This window comes from Sanguibacter sp. Z1732, from assembly GCF_051020515.1.
In the GTDB taxonomy this organism is placed as follows: Bacteria; Actinomycetota; Actinomycetes; order Actinomycetales; family Beutenbergiaceae; genus CALKWS01.
This window is the reverse complement of the sequence record NZ_CP194857.1, coordinates 144,325-165,664: the sequence shown is the minus strand read 5'-3', so window position 1 is coordinate 165,664 and position 21,340 is coordinate 144,325. Positions and strand designations below refer to the sequence as shown.

21 protein-coding genes and 3 pseudogenes are annotated in these 21,340 nt (G+C 69.2%); 19 read left to right on the top strand and 5 right to left on the bottom strand.

Going from position 1 to position 21,340, the window contains the following annotated elements; genetic code table 11:
* Position 1: 1 nt before the first annotated feature.
* From ACRRRO_RS01100 to ACRRRO_RS01090, 3 genes are all read right to left on the bottom strand, one after another.
* Positions 2-1,615 carry an ABC transporter substrate-binding protein gene (locus tag ACRRRO_RS01100; protein WP_434080924.1) on the bottom strand — a complete coding sequence of 538 codons (1,614 nt, stop codon included), beginning with the start codon at positions 1,613-1,615 and terminating at the stop codon, positions 2-4.
* Between the two features lie 195 nt (positions 1,616-1,810).
* Positions 1,811-2,092 (bottom strand): hypothetical protein, encoded by a 282-nt coding sequence (locus tag ACRRRO_RS01095; RefSeq protein ID WP_434080923.1) that lies wholly within the window; start codon positions 2,090-2,092, stop codon positions 1,811-1,813.
* The gene (locus tag ACRRRO_RS01090; RefSeq protein WP_434080922.1) at positions 2,089-3,231 is read right to left on the bottom strand and encodes a serine hydrolase domain-containing protein; all 1,143 of its coding nucleotides are present in this window, start codon (positions 3,229-3,231) and stop codon (positions 2,089-2,091) included. The genes ACRRRO_RS01095 and ACRRRO_RS01090 overlap by 4 nt, the downstream gene beginning before the upstream one ends.
* 196 nt (positions 3,232-3,427) lie before the next feature.
* On the opposite strand from ACRRRO_RS01090, the gene ACRRRO_RS01085 reads away from it, so the two are divergent.
* A complete protein-coding gene (locus ACRRRO_RS01085) occupies positions 3,428-4,015 on the top strand; it encodes a TetR/AcrR family transcriptional regulator (protein WP_424797520.1) in 588 nt (195 codons plus the stop codon).
* 2 nt (positions 4,016-4,017) lie between these two features.
* On the opposite strand, the gene ACRRRO_RS01080 is transcribed toward ACRRRO_RS01085, so the two are convergent.
* Both ACRRRO_RS01080 and ACRRRO_RS01075 read right to left on the bottom strand, forming a co-directional pair.
* Positions 4,018-4,647, bottom strand: coding sequence for an ATP-binding cassette domain-containing protein (locus ACRRRO_RS01080; RefSeq protein WP_434080921.1), 630 nt, complete (start codon positions 4,645-4,647; stop codon positions 4,018-4,020).
* A 218-nt stretch (positions 4,648-4,865) separates the two neighbouring features.
* A complete protein-coding gene (locus tag ACRRRO_RS01075; protein ID WP_424797518.1) occupies positions 4,866-6,008 on the bottom strand; it encodes an acyl-CoA dehydrogenase family protein in 1,143 nt (380 codons plus the stop codon).
* Positions 6,009-6,432: 424 nt separating this feature from the next.
* Between ACRRRO_RS01075 and ACRRRO_RS01070 the strand changes: the two genes are divergently transcribed.
* The 18 genes and pseudogenes from ACRRRO_RS01070 (at position 6,433) to ACRRRO_RS00985 (ending at position 21,305) form a co-directional block, all read left to right on the top strand.
* A complete protein-coding gene (locus ACRRRO_RS01070) occupies positions 6,433-8,463 on the top strand; it encodes a cytochrome c oxidase assembly protein (RefSeq protein ID WP_424797517.1) in 2,031 nt (676 codons plus the stop codon).
* A 166-nt stretch (positions 8,464-8,629) separates the two neighbouring features.
* Positions 8,630-8,911 (top strand): HU family DNA-binding protein, encoded by a 282-nt coding sequence (locus ACRRRO_RS01065; RefSeq protein ID WP_424788257.1) that lies wholly within the window; start codon positions 8,630-8,632, stop codon positions 8,909-8,911.
* A gap of 258 nt (positions 8,912-9,169) precedes the next feature.
* Positions 9,170-10,669, top strand: coding sequence for an arsenic transporter (locus ACRRRO_RS01060; protein ID WP_424797516.1), 1,500 nt, complete (start codon positions 9,170-9,172; stop codon positions 10,667-10,669).
* A 93-nt stretch (positions 10,670-10,762) separates the two neighbouring features.
* A pseudogene (locus ACRRRO_RS01055) lies at positions 10,763-10,894 on the top strand (ArsR family transcriptional regulator); the annotation flags it as partial.
* A 173-nt stretch (positions 10,895-11,067) separates the two neighbouring features.
* On the top strand, positions 11,068-11,436 hold the full coding sequence (locus ACRRRO_RS01050; protein WP_434080920.1) for a low molecular weight phosphatase family protein: 369 nt from the start codon (positions 11,068-11,070) through the stop codon (positions 11,434-11,436).
* A 14-nt stretch (positions 11,437-11,450) separates the two neighbouring features.
* A pseudogene (locus tag ACRRRO_RS01045) lies at positions 11,451-11,869 on the top strand (arsenate reductase ArsC).
* Complete coding sequence (locus ACRRRO_RS01040; RefSeq protein ID WP_424797513.1) at positions 11,866-12,588, top strand: arsenate reductase ArsC; 723 nt, start codon at positions 11,866-11,868, stop codon at positions 12,586-12,588. Before ACRRRO_RS01045 ends, ACRRRO_RS01040 begins: the two are co-directional and overlap by 4 nt.
* Before the next feature lie 66 nt (positions 12,589-12,654).
* Positions 12,655-12,999: an ArsR/SmtB family transcription factor gene (locus tag ACRRRO_RS01035; RefSeq protein ID WP_434080919.1), complete on the top strand. Its 345-nt coding sequence runs from the start codon at positions 12,655-12,657 to the stop codon at positions 12,997-12,999.
* A gap of 22 nt (positions 13,000-13,021) precedes the next feature.
* Positions 13,022-13,942, top strand: coding sequence for a three-helix bundle dimerization domain-containing protein (locus tag ACRRRO_RS01030; protein WP_424797511.1), 921 nt, complete (start codon positions 13,022-13,024; stop codon positions 13,940-13,942).
* Positions 13,943-14,219: 277 nt separating this feature from the next.
* Positions 14,220-14,981, top strand: coding sequence for a phosphate ABC transporter ATP-binding protein PstB (gene pstB / locus ACRRRO_RS01025; protein ID WP_434081620.1), 762 nt, complete (start codon positions 14,220-14,222; stop codon positions 14,979-14,981).
* A 55-nt stretch (positions 14,982-15,036) separates the two neighbouring features.
* Positions 15,037-15,831, top strand: a complete 795-nt coding sequence (locus ACRRRO_RS01020; RefSeq protein WP_434080918.1) for a phosphate ABC transporter substrate-binding protein PstS — start codon at positions 15,037-15,039, stop codon at positions 15,829-15,831.
* Positions 15,828-16,199 carry a hypothetical protein gene (locus ACRRRO_RS01015; protein WP_434080917.1) on the top strand — a complete coding sequence of 124 codons (372 nt, stop codon included), beginning with the start codon at positions 15,828-15,830 and terminating at the stop codon, positions 16,197-16,199. Before ACRRRO_RS01020 ends, ACRRRO_RS01015 begins: the two co-directional genes overlap by 4 nt.
* A gap of 90 nt (positions 16,200-16,289) precedes the next feature.
* Positions 16,290-17,282 (top strand): phosphate ABC transporter permease subunit PstC, encoded by a 993-nt coding sequence (pstC, locus tag ACRRRO_RS01010; RefSeq protein WP_424797508.1) that lies wholly within the window; start codon positions 16,290-16,292, stop codon positions 17,280-17,282.
* The gene (gene pstA, locus ACRRRO_RS01005) at positions 17,279-18,208 is read left to right on the top strand and encodes a phosphate ABC transporter permease PstA (protein ID WP_424788247.1); all 930 of its coding nucleotides are present in this window, start codon (positions 17,279-17,281) and stop codon (positions 18,206-18,208) included. Before pstC ends, pstA begins: the two co-directional genes overlap by 4 nt.
* Positions 18,208-18,795 (top strand): hypothetical protein, encoded by a 588-nt coding sequence (locus tag ACRRRO_RS01000; protein WP_434081628.1) that lies wholly within the window; start codon positions 18,208-18,210, stop codon positions 18,793-18,795. Before pstA ends, ACRRRO_RS01000 begins: the two co-directional genes overlap by 1 nt.
* Positions 18,722-18,979, top strand: a complete 258-nt coding sequence (locus tag ACRRRO_RS00995; RefSeq protein WP_434080916.1) for a winged helix-turn-helix domain-containing protein — start codon at positions 18,722-18,724, stop codon at positions 18,977-18,979. The genes ACRRRO_RS01000 and ACRRRO_RS00995 overlap by 74 nt, the downstream gene beginning before the upstream one ends.
* Before the next feature lie 132 nt (positions 18,980-19,111).
* Positions 19,112-19,462: a DUF3039 domain-containing protein gene (locus ACRRRO_RS00990; protein WP_424791661.1), complete on the top strand. Its 351-nt coding sequence runs from the start codon at positions 19,112-19,114 to the stop codon at positions 19,460-19,462.
* A 77-nt stretch (positions 19,463-19,539) separates the two neighbouring features.
* Positions 19,540-21,305, top strand: a pseudogene (locus tag ACRRRO_RS00985) (DEAD/DEAH box helicase).
* The last annotated feature ends 35 nt before the right edge of the window (positions 21,306-21,340 follow it).

Here is a 21,340-nt window from a genome sequence, read left to right as displayed (position 1 = left end):
CTCAGTCCAGGCGGGCGTCGATGAAGGTGGGTGTGGCCACGGTGTCCAGCGTCCACACCCCCGAGGCTCCGTTCACCAGGAAGTGGTTCTGCTGGTCATACAACGGCAGGATGTGGAATCCCTCCAGGACCCGGGCCTGGGCCTGGGTGTACAACTCCTCACGCTCGGTCTCGTCGTCGGTGGCCACGGCCCGCTCCAGGAGTGCGTCCAGTTCCGGATCATCGACCTGGGCCAGGTTCGCGAAGTAGCCCGAGGGTGCCGGGACCAGGGAGTCGGAGTGGTACAGGATCCGCAGCACGTCCGGGCCGACCTTGGTGTAGGGCGCGGTTACCGCCTCGTAGTCGTGGGCGGCCAGGTCGCCGTACCAGGTGGACAGGTCCACCGGGTTCAGGATCACCTCGAAGCCCACTGCGCGGGTGTTGGCCTGCACCTGTTCCAGCAACGACTGTTCGGCGGCCACCGACTGGTTGGTGGAGACCGGGATGCGCACGCTCAGGCGCCGGCCGTCGCGGACCCGGTAGCCGTCGTCGTCGAACTCGCTCCACCCGGCCTCGTCCAGCAGCCGTTCGGCGGCCTGGGGGTCGGTGCTGAACAAGGACTCGTCGGCGTAGGCGTAGGGCTCGATCGAGGACAGCGGGGAGAACGCCTGCTCGGCCACACCGGCGTACAGCGTGTCGATGCCCGGGCCGACGTCGGCGGCGCGGATGAATGCCTCCCGAACCCGCTCGTCGTCGAAGGGGGCCTGTCCGCCGTTGAGTTCGAGTCGGTTCACCGAGCCCGGACGGGGCGCGTCGATGTACTCGATGTCCTCGCCCGCCCCGGCGATCGCTTCCGGTTCGGGGTTGTCGATCACGTGCACTTCCCCGGACTGCAACGCTGCGTAACGTGTGGCCGGGTCCGGGATGAACCGCCACGTGATCTGGTCCAGGTGTGCCACGCCGTCGTTTTCGGCCCGAGGCACCCCGGAGGTGTAGTCGGGGTTGCGTACCAGGGTGACGTGCTGCTGGGGCACCCACTCCTGCACCACGAATGGGCCGGTACCGACCGGCGCGGCGCAGTTGGCGTCCATCCCGCGATCGATCCCGGCCGGGGATTGCATCGCGTTCCACGGCTGGGTCAGGGACTCCAGCAACGCCGAGTCGGGCTCGGCCAGGTGGAAGCGGGCGTGATGGTCATCCACCGCCTCCACCCGCTCGACCTTCTCCATCGCCAGGTAGCCGGTGGAAGAGGCCGTGTCGGGGTCCTGTACGTGCTCGACGTTGATCCGGACCGCCTCGGCATCGAAGGGGGTGTCGTCAGTGAAGGTCACACCCTCGGCGAGGGTGAAGTCCCAGGTGAGGCCGTCGTCGCTGACCTCCCAGTCGGTGGCCAGCCAGGGCAGGATGGTGCCGTCGGCGTCCCGGCCCAGCAGCGGCTCCAGGTACTGGGTACTGATCAGGGCCTGGGGGTAGTTGCCGCCCACGTGGGGGTCCAGGCAGGTGGGCTCGGCGTCCCCGGTGGCATAGATCAGGGTGCCGCCGCCGGCGGCATCCTCGGGTGTGGCCGGGTCCGGGCCGGCCCCGTCCTCGGGCTCGGTGGTGCAGGCAGCGATGGTGAGGACGACGGCGAGGCTCACCGCGGTCAGGGCCGGCCGGCCGCGAACGGGGCGGGGGAGGGTAGGGATGAGTTCCTTCACCGGGTGGGCGCGGCCGCAGGAGGCGACCCGACTTGCTGGACGGAGTCCAACAAGTCTATGGCTCTCGGGTACTGCCACTGCCCGGCCGTGATGAACCTCACGGCCACCGCGCCCCTCGTGCCGTAGCAGGTGCGCTCACGCGCCACCCGGCAGCGGACCGCGAGCCAGGTCGGAGCGGCGGGCCAGGAACGCCTGCGTCGGCCATGCTTGGGCGCCGCCGATCCACACCGAGGTGATCTGGTCGTCGTCGTCCCGCTCGTAGCGCACCTGTTCGCCCACGGGACCGAACCCGGAGGCGCTCTCGATCTGCAGGGAGTTCGCACCGGTGGGGGTGACCTGCAGGTAGGCTTCGGTGGGGTCGGGGTTGCTCGGAGTGAGCAGGTACAACTGGTCGCCGGCGCGGGCCACGTCGGTCACGCCCCACAGACTGGCGAACCGTCCGACGTAGCGGTCCAGGTCCACCTCCGGGCCGGGGGCGGACGCGGTGCGGGCGGGGGGTTCAGGGCCAACTCGATCAGCCGCACGATGCCGGTGGCCAGCGCGTCGGCCGGTCCGTCGATGGCGTTGGTGAGCACGCTGACCACGATCTGATCGGTCGCGTCGATGTAGGTGCGGGTGATCTGACCCGGGTAGCCACCGGCGTGGCCGGCCAGGTCCCGATCGCCCAGCCGGCGCAGGCTCATACCCACCCCGTACCGGGCGGTAGGAGTGCCCGGGCCCTCGATCACCGACTCCAGGCGCTGCATCACGCGTTTGGAGGCATCGGTCAGGAGCGCGTCCGAGCCCAGGAAGTGGGCTGCGCCGTAGGTGGTCACATCCGCGGCCGTGGAGTAGAAGCCGGTTGCCGGACCGAAGGCACGGGAGTCCACGTGGGTGATCGGCTCGCGCTGATCCGACCCGTGCAGCAGCGCGGTGTGGCCGTGGACGAAGTCCGCCGCCCGAGCCGGATCGAACTCCGGGCCGGTGTCGGCCAACCCGAGCCGATCGATCACGTGTTCGCGGACGTAGTCGGCGTAGCCGGTCCCGGAGGCGGCCTCGATCACCAATCCGAGCAGGGAGTAGGAGACGTTGGAGTACTTGAAGTGTTCGTTGCGCTGGTAGGTCAGGGCCTCATCGGTGGCCAACCGCAACAGTCCGGCGCGGTCGGGGAAGGGGGTGAGTCGCTGCCAGAATCCCTTGTCCCTGCCGTCGCGGATGATCCCGCCCTGGTGGCCGAGCGCCTCCCGGACCGTGACCACTGCGATCGGGGCGTCGGCGAGTTCGGGGATGTGCTCGCCCAGCGGGTCGTCCAACCGCAACCGCCCGGCCTCGACCAACTGCATGATCGCGGTGGCGGTGAAGGTCTTGGAATGGGAGGCGATCCGGAACAGGTGACCAGTGGTCAGTTCCTCCCCGGTGCTGGTGTCGGCCACTCCCCATGCGGTGTTGAGCACGAGCTCCTCCCCGACGCGCACCGCCGCCTGGATCCCGGGTATCCGGGCGTGGGCGCCCTGGAAGGCCAGCCACTGCTCGAGATAGTGGGCCAGGGCTCGGATCGTCTCGGTTCGGGCGTGCATCGGACTCCTTCGCCGGTAATGGATTTCGGTGCCGACGCTATCGTCCCCAGTCGTCCCTGACCCGGAGCCGCGCGGGCCTCGGCGCACCGACAGCGAGGTCGAACGGGCAGGCTCGCACCGCCCGCGCCTCCGTCTCGCGCAGTGAGCGCGCGCGGACGCGGGTTGCCGTCCCGGGACTTCTTCGTACGATGGTTCTATGACCCCGCCGCGCCGCTCCGGTCGGCCCAGGGCTTCCTCCTGGGCCGTGCTCGAGGAGGCCGCCGGGGAATTGTTCCTGGAGCGAGGCTACGCGCGCACCTCCGTGGTGGACATCACGCGCCGGGCCGGGGTCTCCCGGAACACCTTCTTCAACTACTTCACCACCAAGTCCGACCTGCTCTGGACCGCCTTCGACTCAACCTTCGGGGAACTGGCGGATGCGCTGGTGCGCACCCGCGGCGCGGACTTGGATGACGTGGTCCGGCACGCCCTGCTCGAACTCGCTGCGGAGCTTCCTCCGGAGAACGTGGCGCTGGCGTACGGTCAGGCCGAGCCGATGGGACTGGATGAGGAACTGCGCCACGCCGCGTCCTTGCGGGTGGGAACGGTCGGTTCGGTGATTCGCAGGCATGCCGTGGAGGCCGGGGTGGAAGGAGTCCGCGCAGAGGTTGCCGGGACCGCCTACGCCGGAGCACTCATCGCGGCGATCGGGGCGTGGTCCAGGGCGGGTGCCTCCCGGCACTCACTGCCGGAGATCCTCACCGAGGCCTGGGAGCCACTGGTGGGACTGCTCAGGTCGGCCTGATCTCAGGGCCGGAACGGCTGGTTCGCCAGCGGCGCAGCCTCGGCCAGGTCCCGTACTGCCGGGTGGTCGGAGGTGGCCAGCACCTCGCGTAACGGGCCGAACGCCACGAACGAGCCCTCGGCCAGGATGAGCACGTTCGGGCACATCCGCTCCACCAGTTCCAAGTCGTGTGAGAGCAGCAACACCCCGGTGCGCAGTTCGGTGACCAACTCGCCGATCTGCGCGGCCATCTCCAGGCGGGCCGCCGGGTGCACAGCGGTGAGGGGTTCGTCCAGGAACAGGATCTCCGGACGGGTGGCCAGCGCCTTGGCCAGGGCCACCCGCTGACGTTCCCCGCCGGAGAGGGTGATCATCGAGCGGCTCTCGAACCTGTTCGGCAGGCCGACCGTGGCGAGCAACTCCTCCACCGAGGTGGCGTGCGTGCGCCCGGCCTTGCGTGCCTCTGCCAGGGCCCCCTTGAGTACCCGGCCGGCGGTGATCTTGGGGTCGGAGATGGTCATCGAGTACTGCGACACCGCCCGCACCGCACCGTTGAACCGCTTCTTGTCCTTGCGGGACAGGCGGTGCACGTTGCGACCGTCCCAGGTGACCTGCCCGGCGTCGGGTCTCAGCGCGCCCAGCAAGGTCTGCACCAGGGTGGTCTTCCCACTCCGGACGGGCCGACCACTCCCAGCGGGGGAAGTCCCGGCTCGAGTGTCAGATCGACCCCGTTCAGGACCGGCACTCCGGGGTAACTGACGTTCAGGCCGGTGGCGTGCAGGGTTGCGGACACTTCGGGTGGACTCCTTGGGTGGTGAACGTTTCCTTCCGCATCGTATCCGGCGCGGCCGGCGCGCCCGAGGTGGTGCGCTCAGTCCGGGACGGGACCGAGCAGGTGGGTGGCCATCGTCTGGTGGGCCGAGTCTTCCGAGGAGGGATGGAAGATGCCGGCCAGCACGTCGCGGTACAGCCGGGACAACTCGTGGCGGCGGAAGTAGGAGGCGCCGCCGGCGGCCCGCACGGCGTGTTCCACCACGTCCTTGGCGGCCTGCGTGGTCCGCACCTTCAACGAGGAGAGTTTGGCGAACCACGCCGGACCGTGCTCGACCTGCTCGTCCACATCCCTGGCCAGCGCCAGTAGTTGCGTCCTGGCACCCTCCAGGGCGATTCCGGCCGCCGCGATCCGGCGCCGCGGGTCGGGCAGGTGCGCGAGCGTCGTGCCGTCGTGCTGCATCGAGGTACGGGCGCGCACGGCTTCGATCGCCAGGTCCAGGGCGCGCTGGGCGATCCCGACGTACACCGAGGAGGTGAGGATCTCGAACGAGGAGAAGATCCCGAAGATCAACGGGTCGGGGTTGGGCCCGGGGTCCAGGCGGCGCACCACCCGATCTGCTGCGGCGCGGGCCCCGTCGAGCACGGTGGTGTGGGACTGGGTGGCGCGCATACCCATGGTGTCCCAGTCGTCCTTGGTCGCTACGCCCGAACGGGTGATGAAGGCGTAGACGCTCTTGGGCGCATCGGGGGAGGTGTGATCGCTGCCGAAGGTGCCCAGCCGGGTCCACACCGGCGCCAGGGAGGTGAAGATCTTGGTGCCATGAAAGGTGTAGCCGCCTTCGCCGTCGGGCCGTGCCTCGGTGCGCGAACCGAACAGCACCAGGTCATTGCCAGGCTCGGAGATACCGAAGGCGAGCACCTCCCCCTCGGCGGCCTCCCGCACCACGAACTCCAGCGCGTCGTCGCCGCGGTCGGCCATCACCCGGGCCACCGCGAGCCAGACGTGGTGCATGTTCACGGCCAACGCGGTGGCGCCCGAGGCCCCGGCCAGGCGCATCTGTTCGCCGACCATCTGGGCCAGGGAGAGGCCCGAGCCGCCCAGGTCCACCGGCACCAGGGAGCGTAAGTAGCCGGCACCGGCGAGCTCGTCGAAGTCCTCGATGGGGAACTCGTTGCGTTCGTCGTACCCGGCGGCGCGCTCGCGGATCCGCTCCAACAACTCCTCGGTCAACACGCTCATCGTCCACCTCCGGTTGGGTTCGCCTCGCGTCGAGCCTAATCACCGACCTGTCGTGCCGCCCCCTGCGGGCCGACGGACCGGCCCTCCGCTGTGGCCCACGGGACCCACCAACTCGGGACCCGGCCGGCCGGTCGTACACTAGGGACCAACCCGGCGAACCCGGCGAGGTCCCTCGATCCGACGACGGCGCTGCGCGCCGCCCGGGGGATGCGCCGTCGAACTCGGGCGATCCAGCCCCGGCTGGACGGGCGTTCCGTCCGTGCCAGGGACCGGGTCGTTCGGCCCGGCCCCACAGCCTTCCTACCAGAGCAGTCCGAGGTGAACACAGGTGCCAGCGGTTTCTGACGCCACGCGAACCGGGTCACCGGCCACGCAGGGTCGGCGACGGCTAGGCGGCCGGCGTGGCTACCTCGCCTTGATCGGCGTGGCATTGGTGGTAGCGGTGGCCGTGAGTCTGCTCGCCCTGACCACGACCGGTGAGTTGGTTGCCCAGGCGCTGCTGGACCCCGGGGCCGGCGTGCGGTACGGGCTCCCGGTCTCCCGGGCCGTCCATGACATCGCCGCCGCGGCGACGGTCGGTACCGCGGTGCTGGCCGCCTTCGCCCTGCCCGGGAATCCGGACCACCGCGGCGTCTCCGGCATCCACCAGTGGCGCCTGGCCCGCTGGGGCGCCCTGGCCGCCGGGTGCTGGGCACTGGCCGGATTGGGTCTCCTCGTTCTCACCACCGCCCACACCATCGGTATGCCCCTGACCGACCCGGGGCTGTTCGGCCAGGTGGTCTTCTTCGCCACCGAGCTGCAGGCCGGTCGAACCCGGGTGCTATCGGTGGCCCTGGTGCTGGTGACGGTGGTGTTGCTGGCCTTCCCCAGCCGCATCGGCCGGTTGGGGTGGGCCGGCGGGCTGAGCATCGCGGCATTGCTCCCGCTGGCGCTTTCCGGGCACGCCGCCGGCGCCGATGAACATGCCAACGCCGTCAACAGTCTCGGCGTACACCTCATCGGGGTGACCATATGGGTCGGAGGGTTGCTTGCGCTGTGCGTGCTGGCGCCGCGCCTTGGCAGGCACCTGCGCCCGGTGACGCTGCGTTACTCCCGGCTGGCCCTGGTGGCGTTCGCCGCGGTTGCGCTCTCCGGTGTGGTCAACGGACTGCTGCGGCTGCAGGGCCCGGAGGATCTGTTCGCCCATCCCTACGGCCGGCTGCTGCTGGTCAAGATCGCGGCGCTGGCTGTGCTCGGCACGGCCGGCTGGGTGCAGCGGCAACGGATCCTCCCCTCCCTGGACGGGCCCACGGGCACGCGCCGGTTCGTGCGTCTGGCGGCCGGTGAGATCGTGGTGATGGCCCTGACGGTGGGGGTCTCCGTGGCACTGTCGGCAAGTGCCCCGCCGGTGCCCCAGGAGCGGGTCACCTACGACGTCCAGCATGCGCTGCTGGGCTTCGCCCCGCCCCCGCCGGTCTCGCCGGTGAACCTTCTCACCCAGGTGCAACCGGACTGGATGCTGATCGCCGCGGTGCTGCTCGCCTCGATCCTGTACCTGCGGGGGGTGCGCATCCTGACGCGACGCTCGGTGACCTGGCCGATCCACCGCACGATCTGCTGGCTCCTGGCGATGGTGCTGCTGGTCTTCTCCACCAGCGGCGGGCTGGGCGTGTACGGGCGGCTGCAGTTCAGCACCCACATGCTCCAGCACATGAGCCTGATGATGGTGATCCCGTTGCTGTTGGTACTCGGGGCGCCGGTGCTGCTGGCGCTGCGGGCGTTGCCGGTGCGGCGCGACGGCTCCCGGGGCGTGCGCGAGTGGCTGTTGGTGATACTGCAGTCCCGGTACGGCCACTTCATCACCCGGCCGGTGGTCGCGGGAGTGATCTTCGCCGGGAGCCTGATCGCCTTCTACTTCACCGGCTGGTTCGAGTGGGCGCTGCGCGATCACGGCGGTCACGTGGTGATGCAGGCGCACTTCCTGCTGACCGGGTACGTCTTCTTCTGGGTGCTGATCGGCGTGGACCCCGGTCCACGGAAACCGCCGCATCTGGTCCGGCTGCTGGTGCTGTTGGTGACGATGGTCTTCCACGCCTTCTTCGGCATCTCGGTGATGGCCCTCAGTTACGTCCTCGCCGAGGACTGGTGGAACCAGCTGGGCTTCACCGACACGGAGGCGCTGCTGGCCGACCAATCCGTCGGTGGGGCGATCGCCTGGGGCGCCGGTGAGTTCCCGGTGATCATCGCCGCCCTGGTCCTGGCCGCACAGTGGCTGCGCTCGGATGAGCGTCAGGCCCGCCGACTGGATGAGCGAGCCGTGCGCGACGGCGACCGGGAATTGCACGACTACAACGACTACCTGCGCCGATTGCACGCCCAGGACGAAGCAGGTTCCGCGGCAGGTTCTGGCACTGCCACCGCCCTGGGAGGCGATTCGCCGCCCGGAGCCGCGGACGGTGCCAAGGGTCGTTACTGATGTGACACATGTGAGTAATGTGATTGATGTGGAGATTGAACTCGAAAGAATCGGCGAAATCTCGCTGAAAACGAGCGTGTTGGTGCCGATTGCCCCATCGGAGTCGTAGTGTCGTCACGGCGCTACCCAGACGGGTTGCGATCAAGATCGATGAGAGGGAACTTACGTGTCCGTCAACCGCACTGACCTCGTAGCTGCAATTGCCGAGAAGTCTGGACTGAACAAGTCCCAGGCTGACGCCGCCCTGGGTGCCTTCCAGGAGGTTCTGGTGGAGTCCCTGGGCAAGGGTGAGCCCGTCAAGGTCACCGGCCTGCTGAGCGTGGAGCGCGTCGAGCGCGCTGCCCGCACCGGCCGTAACCCCCGCACCGGTGAAGAGATCGAGATCCCCGCCGGATACGGCGTGAAGGTCTCTGCCGGCTCGGTCCTGAAGAAGGCCGTCGCCAAGTGACCCACTCCGCTCGGGTCTGACCCGAGCGGGCTACGAAGGGGCGCGAAGACCGGATGCGGTCTTCGCGCCCCTTCTTTGTCGGCCGGAATCGGTACCGGGGGCGAGGGTGCACGCTACAGATTGACGCCTATCGATGGGTCGTGCCATGCTGCGCGGTGTTTGATCGATGGTCGTCAATGTGAAGGCGACCGTGCGCTGACAAGAAGGGCTCGACGCGTCATGTCCACGACGACGAACCTGCACGGGCAGGTGTGAGGCGTGCTGCTCGCGCTGGTCATCTTCGCCGTCACCCTTGTCCTGGTGATCTGGCAGCCGAGAGGGTTGGGCATCGGGTGGAGCGCCCTGGGCGGCGCCGTGGTGGCACTTCTGGCCGGGGTGGTCCATCTCAGTGACGTCTCCGTGGTGTGGGGCATCGTGTGGAACGCCACGTTGACCTTCGTCGCCATCATCATCATCTGCTCGATCCTGGACGAGGCGGGCTTCTTCGAGTGGTCTGCCCTGCACGTGGCCCGCTGGGCACGGGGCAGCGGTAGTGCGTTGTTCAACCTCATCGTCGTACTCGGCGCGGCGGTCGCGGCGGTGTTCGCCAACGACGGCGCCGCCCTGACCCTGACCCCGATCGTGTTCGGGATGATCATGGCGTTGAAGTTCTCGCCGAAGGTCGCCTTCGGGCTGGTGATCGCCACCGGCTTCATCGCCGACACCGCCAGTCTGCCCTTCGTCGTGTCCAACCTGGTCAACATCGTGATTGCCGACTACTTCGGAATCGGCTTCGCTCGGTACGCCCTGGTCATGGTGCCGGTGGCGCTCGTCTCGGTCGCCGCGAGCCTGGGGATGCTGCGGTTGTTCTTCCGCAAGGACATTCCGGGTCGGTATGACCCCAGCGCGTTGCGGCGTCCGGCCGAGGCGGTGGGCGATCCGACGACGTTCCGAGCCGGCGTCGTCGTGCTGGTGATCGTGCTGATCGGCTACTTCGCTGCCGATGCCGTCGGCATGCCGGTTGCCGCCGTGGCCGGGCCCGGCGCGTTGGTGCTTGCGCTGATCGCAGCCCGCCGGCCACGGGCGTTGTTCCGCCGGGTCGGTGCCCGGGCACGCCCGTCGGGTCAGGACGAGGACCTCGCCGCACTCCCGGCGACCGATGCCCACGTGCCGGACGCCGGGGACGAGCGGCAGGAGGGGGCGGCGCCGGCCGTGACGGACCTTGCCCGGTTCGGTCAGGGCGGGGCCGGACTGAGCCGGACGGCGCCGCTCACCTCGGCCGAACCTGCGATCGCGGTGTGGTCGGTGGTGCGGGGCGCCCCGTGGCAGATCGTGCTGTTCAGCCTGGGGATGTACCTGGTGGTCTATGGGCTGCGCAATCAAGGCCTCACCGACCACCTGGGGGAGTTGTTGGCGGCGATAGCCCAGCATGGCGACCTGGCCACGGCCACCGGTACCGGTTTCCTGGTGGCCGGGATGTCGTCGGTGATGAACAACATGCCCACCACCTTGATCGCCGCCCTGGGCATCGAATCAGCCGGGGCTACCGGGCTGACCGAACAGATGATGGTCTACGCGGCCGTGATCGGGGCGGATCTGGGGCCGAAGATCACCCCGATCGGATCCCTGGCGACGCTGCTGTGGTTGTCGGTCCTTGATCGCAAGGGCATGCACATCGGATGGGGAACCTACTTCAAGATCGGGATCGTGCTCACGATCCCGGTACTGGCCGTCACGCTGCTCGCACTTGCCGGGTGGTTGACGATCCTCGGCGCCTGAGACCCCTGACGGTAGGGCCTGGCCATCCGGCAGCGAGGCCTCCCGGGGTGGCGCGGGTTGACACCGTCGCATTACTCAATCACTATTGACTCAATGAGTGATGAGGGAAGTTCGATCGAGCGGCGAGCCCGGTTGCACGCCGCCCTCGCCGACCCAGCACGGCTGCGGATCCTCGACGTGTTGGCCCTGGGCGATGCCTCGCCCTCCGAACTCGCTGAGACCCTGGGTGCGCCGTCGAACCTCGTGGCCCACCATCTCGGTGTGCTGGAGCGTGAAGGGGTGCTGAGCCGGAAGAAGTCCGAGGCCGATCGACGACGCAGTTACGTCCAGATCGTGCCCGGGTCGTTGGACGAACTCACGCCCTGGGACCATCGCCGGGTCGTGCGGGTGGTGTTCGTGTGCACCCGAAACTCCGCTCGCTCCCACCTCGCCGCCGCACTGTGGCGCGTCGCGAGCCAGGTTCCGGTGATCTCGGCCGGTACCCACCCGCTGACCGGATCTCCCGCGGGGCCATCGAGGTCGCCCGCCGTCACGGCCTGGACCTGCCCCTGGTGCGGCCCCGGCACCTCAGCGACGTGCTGGCGGAGGGTGACCTGCTCATCAGCGTCTGCGACCGGGCCCACGAGGAACTGGCCTTGCCCATCGACATCCACTGGTCGGTTCCCGACCCCGTCACCCGCGGGGACGACGGCGCGTTCGACGAAGCGCTCGATGAACTCACGCGCAGGGTCCAGACTCTCGCGCCCCGACTGTCCCCGATGCCCTAGAAGGAGATCACCAGATGGCTCACCCTCCCAGCGTCCTGTTCGTCTGCGTCCACAATGCCGGTCGTTCCCAGATGGCCGCGGGTCTACTCACCGCCCTATCCGCAGGGCGGGTGGAGGTGCGGTCGGCCGGTTCGGCGCCGAAGGACCAGATCAACCCCGTTGCCGTGGAGGCGATGAAGGAGCTCGGCATCGACATCTCCGCCAATGAGCCCAAGATTCTCACACCCCGGATGCGGTGCAGTCCTCCGACGTGGTGGTCACGATGGGCTGCGGGGATGCCTGCCCCTACTTCCCGGGGGTTCGGTACGAGGACTGGGAGCTGGAGGACCCTGCGGGCAAGGACATCGAGACCGTCCGCCGGGTACGTGACGACATCCAGGTCCGGGTCCAGAAACTACTGACGGAGTTGCTGCCCGCGGCGGCAGCGCGATGACCTCCGCGGGCGTCGACGGCCGCGCCCCGCATGAGGCTCACCCCCGGGACGACACAGCCGTCCCGGCGGTGCGGAGCGAGGGCGGGGGGTTGTCGGGACTGCTCCGCCCCGACCGGGTCCTGGACCGGATCGCGCAAGACCTCGCGGAACGGTTCGCCAGTGTGTTCAGTCCCGAGACGGTCGACCGTTACGTGGTGGAGTCTCATGCCGCACTAGCGCGGACGTCGAGGGTCCCCACCCACCTGCCGGCCCTGACGGCACGGTTCGCCGCGGACCGGTTGCACGCCCTGGCCCGGGCCGAGGCAGTGGTGCCGCGCGATGTGCCCGAGGTGCTGTTCGTCTGCGTCCAGAACGCCGGGCGTTCCCAGATGGCGGCCGGTCTGCTCAACCGGCGTGCGGCCGGCCGGGTGCGCGTGCGTTCAGCGGGTTCCGCACCGGAGGAAGCGATCCACCCGAGCGTGGTGGCCGCGATGGCCGAGGTGGGCGTCGACCTCACCGCGGAGTTCCCCAAGCCGCTGACCGACGAGGTGGTGCGAGCCGCCGACGTCGTGATCGCGATGGGCTGCGGAGATGCCTGCCCGGTCTATCCGGGCAAGCGATACGAGCACTGGCCCCTGGAAGACCCGGCGGAGGCCACGGTCGAGGAGGCCCGGCGGATCCGGGACGTGGTCGACGCCCACGTGCGCCGACTCATGACCGAACTGCTCCTGGAGCCCTGATGGCCTGCGGCCCCGCCGATGTGCCCCCGCCGATCCGGCGCGGCGCCGGGGCTAGGATGGCGTGCCATGACCCCCCCCGCCCCGGCTCGGCGCCCCGCGGATGCCGAGCCGGCACCTGCGGCGTTGCAGCCGGCGATGAGCCGCGAGGAGGCGGAGAGCACGGCCGGCCTGCTGAAGGTCGTCTCCACTCCGACCCGGTTGCAACTGCTGAGCCTGATCCACCACAGCCCAACCGGCGAAGCGTGCGTCACCGACCTCGCCGCGGCTCTGAACTTCCGGCAGCCGACGATCACCTACCACCTCAAGGTCCTCGCCGAGGCCGGGATCATCACACGCACTCCCCGCGGCCGGCGCGTCTGGTGCTCGATCGTCCCGGAGCGGTTGGCCGCCATCGGGGACCTGCTGAGGTAGTCGGCTCCCTCGGGAGCAATGGGTGACCCGGCTGCGCGCACGTCGGCTCGCGGTCATGGCCGACCCGGCACGTGTGCAATTGCTCGACCTCATCCTGCACCGGTGGGACGTCACGGCGCTGACGTTGGCCGGCCGTCAGATGGACGTCGCCGCGGTGCAGGCTCATCTGGACGCGATGGCCGACGTCGGGCTGCTGGAGCCTCGTCGGCTCCACGAAGGGGAGCGTTCCTACGCGCCGACTGCCGATGCCCTGGCCATGTTCGGCGGGCAGGTACTGGACCGGCGGGAGGACCGGAGGGCACGCCCGGTGCCACGCCCTACCGGGCTGGTCGAGGCCCTCGCGCGGGACTTCCAGGGGGTCTTCGCCAGGGAAACGATCGAGCAGTTCGTGGTGGACAGTCACGCACTCCTGGCCGCCCGGGCCAGCGTCCGGGCCCACCTTCCGGTCCTGACTGCCCGGTTCGCGGCCGATCGTCTGGCCGCACTGGCCCGGGCAGAAGGGCGCACTCTGCGCACGAGCACCGACGTCCTGTTCGTCTGCGTGCGCAATGCCGGACGGTCCCAGATCGCCGCAGCCATCCTGCGCAGCCGCGCCGGACCGCACGTGCGGGTGCGGACCGCCGGCTCATTGCCCGGGGCCCGGATCAACCCGCACGTCGCCACGCTGCTGGAACGTCGTGGTCACGCCACCGTCAATGAGTTCCCCAAGCCGCTGACCGAGGAGGTGGTCCGCGCCTCCGACTACGTCATCACGATGGGGTGCGGAGACGCCTGTCCGCTGCACCCAGGGCCGACCTACCTGGACTGGCAGGTGCTTGATCCATCCGGCCAGCAGGAGTCGGTCGTCGAGGCGATCATCGACGAGGTCACGCACCGTGTCGAAGGCCTGCTGCGCACCCTGTCCGGACCCGCGGCAACGGCGGGCACGCGCGGCAAAGCATAGAGGTACGTCGATGTTGTGCCGGAAGTCGGCCCTCGTTCACCCGGGATTCATATAGAGGGGCTTCTATGTGTCTCGACGCCGTGGTTGCAGCCCGCGGCCACTCACCTCGAGACGAACGGAGACCCTATGGCGCACCGGCCAGCGCCGACCCCGACCGACCAGCGCCCTGAGATCGACCAGCGGCCTGAGATCCAGATCGAGTTCGGCCGTGATCACACCCGGCGAGTCGAGTCGTGGGAACACACCGCCAGAAGAGTTCGAGGCTCCTGTCTTCGAACTGGATGATGCCTCGGTCAGTTACGGGTCTTTCGCGGCCATCAAAGACGTCAGTATGACCATCCCGCGGCGCGAGATCACCGCGCTGATCGGGCCCAGCGGCTGCGGGAAATCCACCCTGCTGCGCTCATTGAACCGGATGAACGACCTCATCCCCGGCGCCGGCATCGGTGGATCCTTCCGCTACAACGGCGAGGACATCTACGCCCCCGGCGTCGACCCGGTGGAGGTGCGCCGGCGGATCGGGATGGTCTTCCAGAAGCCGAATCCGTTCCCGAAGTCGATCTACGACAACGTCGCCTTCGGGCCACGCCTGAACGGTCACCGGGGCAGGATGGACGACCTCGTCGAGGAAGCGTTGCGCAAGGCGTTCCTGTGGGATGAGGTGAAGGACAAGCTCAAGGACTCCGGGTTCTCCCTGTCCGGGGGGCAGCAACAACGGCTGTGCATCGCCCGCGCGATCGCGGTGAGCCCCGACGTCATCCTGATGGACGAGCCCTGTTCGGCGCTCGACCCGATCGCCACCCTGCGCATCGAAGACCTCATGCGCCAGATGCGCGACGAGTACACGATCGTCATCGTCACGCACAACATGCAGCAGGCGGCCCGGGTCTCGGACCGCACCGCATTCCTCACGGTCGACATCGACGACGAGGCCGGCGAGCGGAGCGGCGCGCTCGTCGAGTACGACCTGACCAGCACGATCTTCGCCAACGCGTCCGACCAACGGACCGAGGACTACATCACCGGCCGCTTCGGCTGACCGAGTCCACTTCCCGCACCGACCCACACCCACCCCCAAGGAGACGGAAGACACCATGACCAGCACCACCCTCACCAAGCCACGGGCGGCCTCCGCGGCAGCCATTACCGCACTCGCGCTCGTGCTCGCATCCTGCGCAGGTAGCCAGGGCCCGGCCGACGCCGCCCCGGGCGACGACGACGCAGAGCCGGCCGAGGAGATCAGCGCCGACGACCCCGACGACGCCGACGACGACTCGGCGAGCGCCGGCCTGAGCGGCGAACTGGAAGGAGCCGGTGCGAGTTTCCCCAACCCGGTCTTCCAGGACTGGGCCTTCGAGTACTCCAGCGAGGTCGAGACCGGGGTGCAGATCAACTACCAGTCGATCGGCTCGGGCGGTGGGATCGAACAGTTCCTGCAGCAGACCATCGACTTCGGTTCCTCCGAGCGCTACCTGCGCGACGAGGACCTCGAGGCCGGGGCCGCGGCACGTGGCTGCGCGGCCATTCAGTTTCCGGTGCTCTTCGGTGCGGTGACGCTCGCATTCGGCGACGACGAGATGGAGGGCCTGGTCCTGGACGCAGAGACGATCGCGGGCATCTTCCAGCGGGAGATCACCCACTACGACGCCCCGGAGATCGCCGAGCTCAACCCCGACCGCGATCTGCCGAACACCGAGATCATCCCGGTACACCGTTCCGACGGCTCCGGACCACCTCGGTGTTCACCACCTACCTCGAGGACGCCGCACCGAACTGGACGCTCGGTTCGGGCACCGAGGTGCAGTGGCCGGCCGAGACCCTCGGCGGCCAGGGCAACGAGGGCGTCACCGCAGGAATCGAGCAGAACCCCGGTGGTATCGGCTACGTGAACCAGGCTTACGCCATCGTCAACGACCTCGCTACAGCGGCGGTGGTGAACGAAGACGGACATGCGGTTCAGGCCACCCTGGAGGCCACCACTGAGGCCCTCGAGGTGCTGGAGATCCCGGACAGCTTCCAGTTCGACATCCTTGGAGTCGGGGGAGAAGGCTTCCCCATCGTCGGCGCCAACTGGATCTTTGCCTGGGAATGCGGGTATGACGACGACACCGCCGAGATGCTCAAGCACTACTGGACCTGGGCCACCCAGGACCAGGTGGCCATCGACCTGGCCCGGGACCTCGCCTACGCGCCGCTCGGCGACGGACTGCGCCCCCGGGTGCAGGAGGCCATCGACCTCATCAACAGCCAGGAGTAGACCGGGTCGCAGGGCGGGCCGCAGCCACGCCCGCCCTGCCCCCGATCTTCACCACCGACCCTCAGTTCCTGATGAGCAGATCGGCCACCAATGACTGTGACCAAGCCACCCGGGCGTAGTGCACTGCACAGCCACGGGGCCGGGCGGTACTCCGACCGGATCTTCACCGCGTTCCTGGCGCTTGCCGGCGCCAGTGTGCTGCTCGTGCTCGGGGCGATGCTGCTGCGCACTGTCTTCGACGCCTACCCGGTCTTCGTCTACCAGGGCTTCTTCGAGTTCGTCCTCGGGCCGGAGTGGCACGCCGGGTTCGCGCGTCACGAGTTCACCGGGACCTACGGTGCGATGCCGTTCATCCTCGGCACGTTGTACACCTCGGCGATCGCGGTCGCGATCGCACTTCCGCTGGCGATCTGCGTGTCACTGTTCATCACCTTCTACGCCAGCAGGAGGTTCCGCACCCTGCTGTCCTACAGCGTGGAGATCCTCGCCGCGGTGCCCTCGATCATCTTCGGCCTGTGGGGCCTGCTCTGGTTCGTGCCGAACGTGTTGCACCCGATCTCCCGGGCGATCAACACCACTCTCGGCTCGGTGTTCCCCTTCGTCGGCGGTTCGGTACCGAACACCAACTACTTCCACGCCGGGGTCGTGCTGGCGATCATGATCCTGCCGATCATCACCGCGATCACCCGCGAGGTGATGGCCGCCACCCCACCGGAGGAGGTCCACGCCGCCTACGGGCTCGGGGCGACCAAGAGCGAGGTGCTCGGAAGGATCGTGCTGCCCCGATCCTTCGGAGGCATCGTCGGAGCGACGATGCTGGGTCTGGGCCGCGCACTGGGGGAGACGATCGCGGTGCTGATGCTCATCGGAGGTTCACAACAAGCCGGGTCCAGGCTGTTCTTTCCCGGGGACTCTCTTGCCGCCCACATCGCTGCGACGTTCCAGGACGCCTCACCCGAGACGCTGACGGCGTTGATGGGGATCGGCGTCGTGCTGTTCCTGTTGACCATGGTCGTGAACGTCCTTGCACGTCTGATCGTGTGGCGATTCGCCCGGACCGCTTCTGCTGGAGATGCCCTGTGACGCACACCCTGACCCGTCCGAACGAGAAGTCCGGGCCCTCTGCCCCCGCACCTCTCACGTCCCGGACCGGCAACGGCAGACGCCGCAAGCGTTTCGATGCGGCTACCCGGGTCGTGTTGACGTTCCTGATGGTGTTGGCCGCGATCCCCCTGCTACTCATCATCATCGAGGTGGTTCGGATGGGGGCCGGGGTGATCTCCTGGGAGTTCTTCACCGAACGGGAGCACCCGCCGGCACGGGAGGGCGGCGGGTACGCCGCCGGCTTCATCGGCACCGGGATCATCATGCTGATGGCGATCGGCATCTCGGTACCGCTCGGCCTGGCCGCTGCGGTCTATCTGGTCGACTACGGCACAGGGTCGTTCGCCACCCTGATCCGTTTCGTCACCGACGTCATGACAGGTATCCCGTCGGTGTTCATCGGGTTGGCCGTCTACGCGATCCTGGTGCTGGGTACCGGACAGGTGGTCGGATTCGGGGCGTTCACCGGCGCGGTCGCGATCGCGATCGTGATGCTGCCCATCGTGGTGCGCTCCTGCGAGGAGGTGCTCAAGACCGTCTCAGCGGACATCCGCCGCGGATCCTTTGCGCTGGGTGCGCGCAAGTGGCAGACCACCACCCGTGTGGTCCTGCCGGCTGCCGCCCCGGGCCTGACCACCAGCGTGATGCTCGCCATCGCCCGCGGCGCGGGGGAGACCGCCCCGCTCATCCTCACCGCATTCGGCAACGTCAACATCGTCTACGCCGCCTACAACGTGGCGATCAGCGCCGTGCCGTTGCAGATCTACAACGGCGCCCGGCAACCGTTCGATCCGGGGATCGAACGGGCCTGGGGTGGGGCGCTGGCCCTGCTGGTGGTGGTCCTGGTGCTCACCGTCGTCGCCCGGTACGTCGGAGCACGCGCCTCGAAAGCCCACCGCGTGTGATGGTCGCTGCCCACGTTGCCCCGGACCCGGCGACCGACCGAGCTACCGAGGTGCGCTACCTGGACACTCTGCGCACCTGGCAGCGGCATGGGCAGGTCAACTCGGTGTCGTTCCTCGACCCCGGGCTCGACTGCGAGGCACCGATCATCAAGGATCTGCGCGGAATCGGCCTCGCGGTCGCGGTGCACACCGAACCGCACCGAGCGCTGCTCGCCTGCGGCCGTGACCAACCCGACGTCCTGGTGCTCTCCACGGCCGTGCCCACGGCAGAGGCGATCGGTGCGGTGAGCGCGATCCGGGACGAACTGGGCACACCGGTACTGCTCGCACTCGGGACGGATGAGACCGAGGCCGCCTCGCCCATCATCTTCGCCGGCGCCAGACCCATCCTGGAGCACCCCTACCGGCTCGACTCGGTTCTGACCGCACTCGCCGGGATCGAGGGGAGCACACGGACCACGGCCCCTCGAACTCGGCCCCCTGTGGCTCGACCCGGCCGCGATCGAGGCCCAGGTGCACGGCCGCGTGGTCCGCCTCAGCCTGAGGGAGTTCAGGCTGCTGTACGCCCTCGCGGGCCGTGCCGATGAGGTGATCGGCACCGCGGACCTGATCAGCATCGTGGGGCCGGGGCGTGGCGGCGTCCCGGTGGCGCTCACCCCGATGGTGAAGCGGGTGCGTGAGAAGCTGGTGCGCGCGGGTGTCGACCCGGTGGAGAACGTCCGAGGGCTCGGTTACCGGCTGGCCGTAGCACGGCTGTCGTCTGCGCCCTGAACCGCTGGACACCGGGTCAGGCGCGGGGCGGACGCTTCGGGTGCGATGCGGAGAGGACGAAGAGGCAGGCATCGGCCACGACGGGAGTGCGGGGTGGTGGAGCCCGGTTGAGCGGGCTCGTACACTGGGGGCATGACCGAGCAGAATCCGCCGACGCAGCCACAGGAGACCGAACGCCTCTCCGGTGGCGCTACCTCGACAGACGTGCTGGAGCGCGAGGAGGTCCGGGACAAGACCGACGCCGGTGATTCCGAGCGGTACTCCCATTACGTACGTAAGGACAAGGTGACCGCCTCGGCCGTCTCCGGTGGGCCGGTCGTGGCGCTGTGCGGGAAGGTCTGGACCCCCAGCAGGGATCCGAAGAAGTACCCGATCTGCCCAGCGTGCAAGGAGATCTACGAGACGATGGGCGCCGGGGGCGACGGGGACGATTCGGGTTCGGGCAAGGGCCGGGGCTTCTTCGGCTTCGGCTCCAAGAAGTGACCGGCGGGCATCACCAGGCCGCCCCTCCTCACCATCCACAGCACGACGCGGGTCCCGTTCGCACCGGGTCGGCCGACGTGCCGGGGTCGACTGCGGCCGCCTCCCACCTGCCTCCGGCCTACCCCGACCGCGCTGCGTGGGGGACAGCGGAGCGGCTGCGTGCGTGGCAGGCCGCGGCGTTGGATACCTACCTGCGTGATCAGCCCTCGCGACTTCCTCGCCGTGGCCACGCCCGGGGCCGGTAAGACCACCTTCGCGCTGCGTGTGGCCACTGAGTTGCTGCAGCAGCGCGTGGTGCGCCGGATCGCGGTGGTCGCTCCCACCGAACACCTGAAGACCCAGTGGGCCGATGCTGCCAGGCGGGTCGGCATCGCCCTGGACCCCACCTTCCGTAACGCGCAGGGCCGTCACGGCGCCCAGTTCGACGGGGTGGCCCTGACCTACGCCCAGGTGGCCGCGAACGCCGCTCTGCACCGGGCCCGCACCGAGGCGGCGAGCACGCTGGTGATACTGGATGAGGTCCACCACGGCGGGGACGCGTTGTCCTGGGGCGAGGCGATGCGGGAGGCGTTTGAGCCTGCCACCCGGCGCTTGTCGCTGACCGGCACCCCGTTCCGCTCCGACACCGCAGCCATCCCGTTCGTGGACTACGAACCCGGACCCGACGGCATTCGACGCTCCCGGGCCGATCACACCTACGGCTACGGCGACGCGCTGCGCGACGGTGTGGTGCGCCCGGTGCTGTTCCTGTCCTACTCCGGGCAGATGCGCTGGCGCACCCGCACCGGAGAGGAAGTCAGCGCCCGGCTCGGGGAGGCCGCCACCAAGGACATCACCGCCCAGGCCTGGCGGACCGCCCTGGATGAGCAAGGGGAATGGATCCCTGCGGTGCTGGCCGCTGCGGACCGGCGCCTGACCGAAGTGCGCCGGCACGTCCCGGACGCCGGCGGGCTGGTCATCGCCACCGACCAGACCAAGGCCCGCGCCTATGCGGAGCAGTTGCGTCAGATCGCCGGCGAGAAGCCGGTGGTGGTGCTCTCCGACGACGCCGGGGCATCGGGTCGGATCGAGGAGTACGCCACCGGCGACCAGCGGTGGATGGTGGCGGTGCGGATGGTGTCCGAAGGAGTGGACGTGCCCCGCCTGGCCGTGGGGGTCTACGCCACTGCCACCGCGACCCCGCTGTTCTTCGCCCAGGCGGGGGCCGCTTCGTGCGGGCCCGGCGGCGCGGGGAGACCGCTTCGATCTTCCTGCCCTCGGTCCCGGTGCTGCTGGCGTTGGCGGGTGAACTGGAGACCGAGCGCGACCATGCCCTGGACCGGCCGGTGGCCCAGGGTGAGGAGGTCTGGCTCGACGACGACGCGCTCGCCGGAGCGAACCGCACGGAGCAGGCCTCCGATGAGCAGATGCTGCCCGGCTTCGCCGCCCTGGACGCCCAGGCCTCCTTCGACAAGGTGCTCTTCGACGGCGGTGAGTTCGGCACCGGCGGGGACCTGGGATCGGATGAGGAGCAGGACTTCCTCGGACTGCCGGGGCTGTTGGATGCCGATCAGGTGGCCACGTTGTTGCGCAGCCGCCAGGCCGAGCAGCTCGGCCGGCACAAGGCCCCGCGCGCCGGCGCATCGGCTACCGACGTGGTCGACCATCGCCGGCTGACCGAGTTGCGCAAGGAACTCAACGCGCTGGTCAGCGCCTGGGCGCGCGGCGCAGCGGCACTCCGCACGGAGTGGTGCACACCCGGCTGCGTGAGCACACCGGCGGCGGGGAGGTGGCCCGCGCAAGCGCCGAGCACCTGCAGGCACGCATCGCCAAGGTGCGCGCCTGGTTCGTCGGCCGGCGCTGACCGGGTGCCGCGGCAACGGACGCACCCACGGCACC